We start from the raw sequence: 6,229 nt of genomic DNA, 5'->3' as shown, positions 1-6,229 counted from the left end.
GGCTTCCCGGGCACGCCGCGGGAGGCGACCCACTTCCGCACCGCCGGGATCCGCTCCCTGGCCGTCCGCGCCGCCTCGGTCTTCGGATACCGCACGAGCACCTTCTCGTACAGGACGGACGCGGCCTCGGCGCGCCCCTGCGTCTCCTGCTCCTGTCCCATGATGAGCAGCTCGGCGGCGCGGTTCGCGTCGTTGTTCGGCCGGTACGAGATGAAATAGAGGAGGACGAAGAACACGATGTTGCCCACGACGATGAGGCCGTACTTCTGCCACGACTGGGCGATCATCTCTCTCGTCGGGATCCAACGCACCGCCATCGCTCCTACGGGCTCTCGGGGCCGCCGCCCTCGAGCGCCTTGCGCACGAACAGCGACTCGAGCGTCTCGTCGCCGGTGTCCTTGCCGACGAGATCGGCGAGGCTGCCCTGGGCGGCCACGACGCCGCGGTTCAGGATGACGACGCGGTGGCACAGCCGCTCGACGTCGGAAAGGATGTGCGACGAGAACAGGATCGCCACGCCGCTCCGGTTGCGCTCGGCGATGAGATCGGCGACGAACTTGCGCCCTATGGGATCGAGCCCGCTCATCGGCTCGTCGAGCACGAGCAGCTCGGGATCGCCGAGCAGCGCCTGCGCGAGCCCGATCCGCTGGAGCATCCCCTTGGAAAACTTCCGGAGCGGGCGGTTCGCCGCCTCCTTGAGTCCGACCTGCTCGATGAGCGCTTCGCTCTGCCGCTCGAGCTTTGCGCCGCCGAGCCCGACGAGGCTGCCATAGAACTCGAGCAGCTCCCGCGGCGTCAGGTACTCGTGGAAGTACGGGTTCTCCGGCAGGAAGCCGACCCGGGCGCGCGCGCCCGGCTCCGAGCACGGGCGGCCGAAGATCCGGATCGATCCCGACGTCGGCGCGACGAGCCCCATCATCACCTTGAGCGTCGTGGTCTTGCCGGCGCCGTTCGGCCCGAGCAGGCCGAAGATCTCGCCCTCCCGCACCTCGAAGCTCACGCCGCGCACGGCGTCGACGCGCCGGCGGAAGAACCCCGTCCGGAACGTCTTGAAGAGATCCTGGACCTCGAGGATCGGCGCCGTCGTCATCCCGTCACCCCGTGCCGCTCGAGCCAGTCTCGCACGTCCGCCGCGATCCGGTCCACATCCTCAAAGGAGAGCCCGCCGTGCAGCGGCAGCGCGAGGCCGAGATCCGCCGCCGCGCGGGCCGCGGGCGTCGCGTCCGCTTCCGCGCCGAGCGCCGCGGCGAGCGGGCCGCACGTGCCGAGGCAGTGGCTCGCGACCTGCGCCTCGATCCCGCGCGCCGCGAGGTGCGCGACGAGCCCATCGCGCCCGGATCTCCCGAGCCGCTCGGGCAGGAGCGCCGCGAACGTCTGGTGGTTGCGCCGCGCGCCCGGGGGCGCGGCCTGGAACCCGAGCGGAAGCGCGCCGTACCGCGACGCGAGCGCGGCCCGCCGCGAGATGATCTCGTCGAGCCGCGCGAGCTGGACGCAGCCTATCGCCGCGCCGATCTCGGACGGCCGGAGGTTGAGCCCGACGCCGTGGAACGCGCCGCCCTCGGCGCCGACGTTGCGGAAGCGGCGCAGCGTCGCCGCGAGCCCGGCGTTGTCCGTGAGCACGGCGCCGCCCTCGCCGGTCGTGACGAGCTTGCGCGGGTGGAAGCTCAGGATCGCGGCGTCGCCGAACGCGCCGCAGGGCCGCCCGTCGAGCGACGCGCCGAGGGAGCACGCGGCGTCGACGACGAACCGGATCCCGCGCGGCTCGAGGAGCTCTGCTATCCCCGGCGCCTCGGCCGGGACGCCGAACAGATCGACCGCGACGACGAGATCCGCGCCCCCTTCCCGCTCGAGCACCGCCGCGATCGTTTGCGCGCTGGCGTTCAGGGTCGTCGGCTCCACGTCGCAGGCGACGACGCGGGCGCCGAGGAAAGCGGCGGCCTGGGCCGCGGCCGGGAAGGCGAGCGCTGGAACGACGACCGTCTTCCCCACGCCGATGCCGAGCTCGTGCAGGAGCGCGAGCAGCGCCGCGGTCCCGGAGGAGAGCGCCACGGCGTGCGCGCGCCCCGTGATCCGGGCGAGCCGCGTCTCGAGCTCCTCGACGCGCGGGCCGGCCACGACGCGGCCGGAGCGGAGCACCTCGACGGCCGCCCGCTCCTCGGCCTCGGTGAGGCACGGATCGGCGAGCTTTATCTTCTGGGGGCCGGGGGTTCGCACGGTCGCGGGGAGGTGCTCAAGCGAGCTTCAGGAGGAGCTGGTTTCCCTCGACGGTCGCGCCTTCCTGGACGAGGATCTCGGAGACCTTGCCGTCCTCGGGGGCGACCACCGGCATCTCGACCTTCATCGCCTCGAGCATGAGCACGGGCTCGTCCTCGGAGACCTCCTGCCCGACCTCGACCAATATCTTCACGATCTTTCCGACCATCGGAGCGACGATATCCGCTGCCATTGGGTTCTCCTCTTCCTACAGTCCCAGCGCGTGCCGGGAGATGATCATCTTCTGGACGTTCGAGGTTCCCTCCACCACCTGGTACGACTTCGCGTCGCGGAGGTACCTCCCGACCGGGTATTCGTTCGAGTAGCCGTAGGAACCGTGGATCTTCATCGCGATGTTGGCCGCGTTGACCGCCGCCTCCGCCGCGAAGTACTTCGCGATCGACACCTCGTGCGTGTTGCGCGCGTCCGGCGTCTTGTCCTTGTTCGACGCGGCGCGGTAGACGAGCAGCTTGGCCGCCTCGTGCTCGGCGTACATCGTCGCGATCTGCTCCTGGATCATCTGGAACTCCGCGAGCGGCTTGCCGAACTGCGTGCGCTCCTTGGCGTACGCGACCGACGAGTCGAGGCACGCCTGCCCGAGCCCCACGGCACGCGCCGCGCACGAGAGGCGCGTCACGTCGAGCATCGACATGCACACCTTGAAGCCGTCGCCGCGCTTGCCGAGGATCGAGTCCTTCGGGATGCGCGCGTCCTCGAAGAAGATCTCCGAGGTCGGCGAGCAGAACAGGCCGAACTTCTTCTCGATAGGCCGCGTCGTGATGCCGGGGACCTTCTTCATCTCGACGATGAAGCAGGTCATCCCCTTTACGCCCTTGTCCTTGTCCGTGTAGGCGTAGACGAGCCCGGTGTCCGCGAGGTGGCCCTGGGAGATCCAGGTCTTCGAGCCGTTGAGCACGAAGCCTCCGTCGGTCTCCTTGGCCGTCGTCTTCATCGACGCGACGTCCGAGCCGGTGTTCGGCTCGGTGATCGCGAAGCAGCCGAGCGCCTCGCCGGCGATGAGCCCCGGGATGTACTTGTCCTTCTGCTCCTTCGTGCCGAAGCGCTGGATCGTCAGCGCCGGGCCGTTCATCTGCATGTTGAACGGGAGGCCCCACGACGCGCTCACCCGCGCGCACTCCTCGGCCATGACCGACGCCGCGAGGTGGCCGACGTCCGTGCCGCCGAACTCCTCCTGGATCACGGCGCCGAAGAAGCCGAGATCGCCCATCTGCTTGACGCGCTCGGGCCGGAACTTGTGCGCCTCCTCGTCCTCTTCGACCGTCGGCGCGATCTCGCCCAGCGCGAACTTCCGCGCGCTGTCCCGCATGAGAATTTGTTCTTCGCTCAGATCGAAATCCATCTCCTGCCTCCTTGGGTCACGCGGCCCCTCCCCGCCCTCGGGGAGCCGTCGCGAGCAGCATTCCTCTCTACCAGGGTTGGGGTTTGGCGGCAAGGAGCCGGTGGTCAGGTGCCGGTGGTCAGGTCATCCGCTGCAGGAGGAGCCCCGCGAGGCAGCTCGCCGCGTTCGCGGCCAACGCCGTGAGCGCGGCCTGGCGGAACGTCAGCCCGCCGGCCGCTTTCCAGAAGATCGCGCTCTCGACGGCGACGACGAGGAGCTCGCCGGTCACGAGGTAGGCGGCATACGACATCCCCAACCGCTTCCACGCGAACCAGAGCAACGGGTGCGTGACCGCGGAGCAGAGGACCGCGGACACGACGGCGCGCCACGCCGTCACCTTACCCCTGGTCAGAAGGGCGTAAACCGGAACCTCGAACACGAGCGTCAGGAGGAACGCCGACCACCAGATCCGGGAGGCGTGATGGAGGCAATCGATCATGCCGCCGCCGAGCGAGCCGGACTCACGGCGCGATCAGCGCGGAAATGACGGACAGGGGACGGGCCGATGCGCCGACCGCCGCGCACTCGCACTCCGGGGCGTCGTCGTCGTCTTCTTCGTCCCCCGGATCCGCGACGTCAGCGCTCGCCGACAGGGCCATCGAAACCAAGAAGACGGACACGGCCGCAAACAACAGGGCATTCTTGATCGCGCTCTTTGTCGTCATGAAATCCGGACCCTCTTTCGTTGCGGAACCCTTCGGGGAACATGGTAGCATAGTTGAAATTTCGCCACACGACTCGGATGCAATCGACCATGAAATTCCTGTCGGCGGACAGCCCGGCTTTCCCGATCACCTATGGCGCCATCCACGCCCTCGTGGACGCGGCGACGGTTATGGTCGTCTACACGGCGGTCGCGAGGTTCGGGATGTCGGTGGGCGACGGCTTTCGCCTGGTCCTCAGCTACGATCTGCTGGCGTTCGCCGGGCAGGCACTGATCGGGCTGGCGAGCGATCACCTGCGCGCCCCCATGGCCGCGGCGCGGGCGGGGATCGTCTGCGCGGGTTGCGCCGTGGCGATGCTCTTCTGGAACCCCTACGCCGCCATGGCCCTCGCCGGGCTCGGCAACGCGCTCTACCACGTCGGGGGCGGCGCCATGTCGCTCACCGTGCGCCCCGGACGGGCGACCGACCCCGGGCTCTTCGTCGGCCCCGGGGCGATCGGCCTCGCGACGGGCATCTGGATGGGAAAGAGCGGCGCGATCTGCGTGTGGCCGTTCCTCGCCGCGCTCGCGGCCTCGCTGCTCGTGACGCTCGTGTCCGGGGCTCCGCGCATCTCCTACAGCCGCCAGGAGCGGAGGCTCGAGCTCTCGGCGCCCGTCGTGGTCGCGGCCCTGCTGCTCGTCTCGATCGCGGTGCGCGCCTTCGTCGGCACCGCCGGCGCACAGGGTCTAGACAAAGCGCCTTGGGTGACCGTGGCGGTCACGGCCGCGGTGTTCGGCGGCAAGACCCTCGGGGGGATCGCTTCCGACCGCCTCGGTTGGATCCCGGTGAACGTCGGGGCGCTCGTGCTGTCGGCGCCGCTCATCGCTTTCGGAGGGCGCGACCCGTTGGTATTCGCGGCGGGGATCTTCCTCTTCCAGATGACGATGCCGGCGACGCTCGTGGCGTTGGCGGCGCTCCTGCCCGGTCGGCCGGGCTTCGCGTTCGGGCTCGCGTGCCTGGGCTTGATCGGCGGCGCGCTGCCGGCGTTCTTCCGCGTCGTCAAGGCGCACTACTCCGCCCCGTCGTTCCTCGCCCTGATCCTCCTCTCCGCGGCCTGTCTGTTCGCGGCGCTCTTCTCGCTGCGCGGGAAGCTCCCCATGCGGTATCGAACAGTTGACACCCGCCCGCCCGAGCAGCTTATTCAATGACGATGTCGCCCGAAGAACAGCCCGCCGCGAAGACCGAGACGCCCCAGGCGCCCGCCCTGCCCCGCGGCCTCGGGGCCGAGGTGGCGATCGTCTTCGTCGTCCAGCTCGCGCTCGTCGTGGGGCTCGTGCGTCTCGACGCGGCGCTCGATCTCGGCGGCGGGCTCCACGCGCTCGTCGGCGTCGTGTTCCTCTTGCTGCCGATCGTCGTGCTCGACAGGCGCGGGAGGCCGTACGCGCGATACGGGGTCCGGCTCGGCCGCCCGCTCGTCGATCTGCCCTGGGTCCTCGGCGCCATGGTCGTCGCGTTCGTGCCGGTCGCGCTCGCGTCCCCGTGGGCGTGGGGCGTCGCCGAGAGGAGCTTCGACTTCGCGTGGCCCTCCGGCTACCCGGGCGCGGCGATCGCGCAGCTCGTCGTCGTCGCGGGGCCGGAGGAGCTGTTCTTTCGCGGCTACCTGATGGGTCGGCTCGATGATCTCTTCGGCGCGAGGGGACGGTTCCGGCTGCTCGGCGCCGAGGTGGGCCCGTCGCTCGTCGTCCAGGCGGCGCTGTTCGCGCTCGGCCACTTCGCGGTGGATCTCGCGCCGCACCGCCTGCTCGTGTTCTTCCCGGCGCTCGCCTTCGGCTGGCTGAAGGCGCGGCGGGGCACGATCGTCGCGCCGATCCTGTTCCACGCGGCGAGCAACGTCTTCATGGACATCCTGCGGGCGGGGTACGGTTTCCGCTGA

Annotated in this window: 9 protein-coding genes; 2 read left to right on the top strand and 7 right to left on the bottom strand. The window is 70.0% G+C overall.

What is annotated here, in order from left to right; genetic code table 11:
* The 7 genes from M0R80_20875 to M0R80_20845 all read right to left on the bottom strand — a co-directional run.
* Positions 1-311 (bottom strand): hypothetical protein (locus tag M0R80_20875; GenBank protein ID MCK9462088.1); only part of this gene is annotated, 311 nt, incomplete at its 3' end.
* 11 nt (positions 312-322) lie between these two features.
* A complete protein-coding gene (locus M0R80_20870; protein ID MCK9462087.1) occupies positions 323-1,090 on the bottom strand; it encodes an ABC transporter ATP-binding protein in 768 nt (255 codons plus the stop codon).
* Entirely contained in the window at positions 1,087-2,214 is a 1,128-nt protein-coding gene (locus M0R80_20865) for a DegT/DnrJ/EryC1/StrS family aminotransferase (GenBank protein ID MCK9462086.1), read from the bottom strand. The genes M0R80_20870 and M0R80_20865 overlap by 4 nt, the downstream gene beginning before the upstream one ends.
* A gap of 16 nt (positions 2,215-2,230) precedes the next feature.
* A complete protein-coding gene (locus tag M0R80_20860) occupies positions 2,231-2,446 on the bottom strand; it encodes an acetyl-CoA carboxylase biotin carboxyl carrier protein subunit (GenBank protein ID MCK9462085.1) in 216 nt (71 codons plus the stop codon).
* Between the two features lie 15 nt (positions 2,447-2,461).
* Entirely contained in the window at positions 2,462-3,613 is a 1,152-nt protein-coding gene (locus M0R80_20855; GenBank protein ID MCK9462084.1) for an acyl-CoA dehydrogenase family protein, read from the bottom strand.
* Positions 3,614-3,731: 118 nt separating this feature from the next.
* Complete coding sequence (locus tag M0R80_20850) at positions 3,732-4,091, bottom strand: hypothetical protein (GenBank protein ID MCK9462083.1); 360 nt, start codon at positions 4,089-4,091, stop codon at positions 3,732-3,734.
* Positions 4,092-4,113: 22 nt separating this feature from the next.
* Positions 4,114-4,317 carry a hypothetical protein gene (locus tag M0R80_20845; GenBank protein ID MCK9462082.1) on the bottom strand — a complete coding sequence of 68 codons (204 nt, stop codon included), beginning with the start codon at positions 4,315-4,317 and terminating at the stop codon, positions 4,114-4,116.
* Between the two features lie 89 nt (positions 4,318-4,406).
* Between M0R80_20845 and M0R80_20840 the strand changes: the two genes are divergently transcribed.
* The gene (locus tag M0R80_20840; GenBank protein ID MCK9462081.1) at positions 4,407-5,504 is read left to right on the top strand and encodes a hypothetical protein; all 1,098 of its coding nucleotides are present in this window, start codon (positions 4,407-4,409) and stop codon (positions 5,502-5,504) included.
* Positions 5,505-5,506: 2 nt separating this feature from the next.
* Positions 5,507-6,229, top strand: coding sequence for a CPBP family intramembrane metalloprotease (locus M0R80_20835; protein ID MCK9462080.1), 723 nt, complete (start codon positions 5,507-5,509; stop codon positions 6,227-6,229).

It is taken from the genome of Pseudomonadota bacterium (assembly GCA_023229365.1).
Classification (GTDB): Bacteria; Myxococcota_A; Polyangia; order JAAYKL01; family JAAYKL01; genus JALNZK01.
The sequence above is the reverse complement of the archived record's forward strand: the minus strand, read 5'-3'. Positions and strand labels throughout refer to the sequence as shown.